The sequence below is a fragment of the Terriglobus sp. YAF25 genome, assembly GCF_052113305.1.
GTDB lineage: Bacteria > Acidobacteriota > Terriglobia > Terriglobales > Acidobacteriaceae > Terriglobus.
The window spans coordinates 1-1,539 of the sequence record NZ_JBFRCY010000910.1; the positions used below are offsets into that span (position 1 = coordinate 1).

The 1,539-nt window shown below is 54.9% G+C and carries 1 protein-coding gene and 1 pseudogene; one reads left to right on the forward strand and one right to left on the reverse strand.

The features are described 5' to 3' along the window. Positions 1-289: 289 nt before the first annotated feature. Positions 290-1,231, reverse strand: a complete 942-nt coding sequence (msrP, locus tag AB4043_RS25120; RefSeq protein ID WP_442300203.1) for a protein-methionine-sulfoxide reductase catalytic subunit MsrP — start codon at positions 1,229-1,231, stop codon at positions 290-292. Between the two features lie 115 nt (positions 1,232-1,346). Between msrP and AB4043_RS25125 the strand changes: the two are divergent. Beyond that, positions 1,347-1,539 (forward strand): annotated as a pseudogene (locus AB4043_RS25125) (FAD-binding oxidoreductase); the annotation flags it as partial.

The following is a 1,539-nucleotide window of genomic DNA, read 5'->3' on the forward strand; positions in this document are numbered from 1 at the left end:
CTTTTCCCCCACCAGGCGGCAGCGTCGGGCTCGAAACGAAACAGTCGCTAGAGGGGGACTCTTTGCAGCATCTTCTTCCCGTCACTTAACTCTTCGGCGCGGAGCAAAGAGACTTTAGAGGTGACTCGTTTCGCTCGACTTTTCCCGCAATTTAACTGTCTTTGTCGTAACAACCACAGAGACTTGCGGAGTAGCGAGCAAAAGAAAATGCGCCCGGTTACGGGCGCATCTCGTTACATCTTCCTAATTTCAGGCTGAGGCGCAGCAATCAGCCACGAGCTGATTTCTTCTAATAATTCTTATTGAGATCCATTCCGCTGTATAAGCCGGCGACTTCACTTCCATAACCATTGAATGGCAGGGTCGTTACCGTTTTGGGAAAGAGCGAAGCATCGATCTTGCGTTCGCTCGCCTGGCTCCAACGCGGATGATTGTGCTGCGGATTCACATTGGCGTAGAAACCGTATTCGTTTGGAGCAAGATCATTCCATGACGTGTGCGGCTGCTTGTCGAGGAAGCGAATCTTCACGATCGACTTGGCGGACTTGAAGCCATACTTCCATGGAACGATGATGCGGATCGGAGCGCCCTGCTGATTCTCGAGCGTCTGCCCAAACGAGCCGAAGGTAAGCAGCGTGAGCGGATGCATCGCTTCATCCATCCGCAGACCTTCGGAATATGGCCAGTAGATTCCCGCCGAGTCCGGCAGGTCCATCTGCTTCTTATCCGCCAGCGAGATGAACTGGATGTACTTGGCGCTTGGCAGAGGGTTGCAGGCCTTCACGAACTCTGAGAACGAGTAGCCTACCCAGGGAATCACCATGCTCCATGCCTCAACACAGCGAAAGCGATAGACGCGATCTTCCAGCGGGCGGTAGTTCATGATGGTGTCGATGTCAAAGGTCAGCGGTTTCTGAATCTGCCCTTCTACCTGCACGGTCCACGGCCGTGGCTTCAAGCGATGTGCGTTGGCTGCAGGATCGCTCTTGTCGACTCCATACTCGTAAAAATTGTTGTAGCTGATTGCCTTCTTCAGAGGCGTCGGCGTTTCACTGAGTGAAAACTTTCCCGGTGTCGTCTGCAGCTTGGTTGCACCCCAAAGTCCCTGTGGCGCCATCACGCCGGCGCCCGCCACGGCAGCCGCTCCCGCCAGAAACCCTCGACGGCTCAGGAACTTCTCCTGCGGAGTGATCTCCGAAGATGGAATCTCGGTAGTGGTCTTAATCAACATGACTGTCTCCTCGTCCGGTTGTCTGACGCTCTGGACGGCTTTTTCGTTACAGTACGCTTTTGGGTGGTTCGGATGTCACCAAATCTTCATGCCGTCCCTTATCCTTAGGGGTGCCATGCTTTCGGCCGAACTTCTTACAGCGTTTCTCGAGATCGTTGGTCCGCGCGGCCTGATTACCGCACAGAACCAGTTGCAAACCTATGAGTGCGATGGCCTTACCGCCTTCCGTGAGGCTCCCTCTGCGGTTCTGCTGCCGGAGACCACCGGGCAGGTACAGGCGATTCTGCGCCTCTGTACCAGGCATAAGG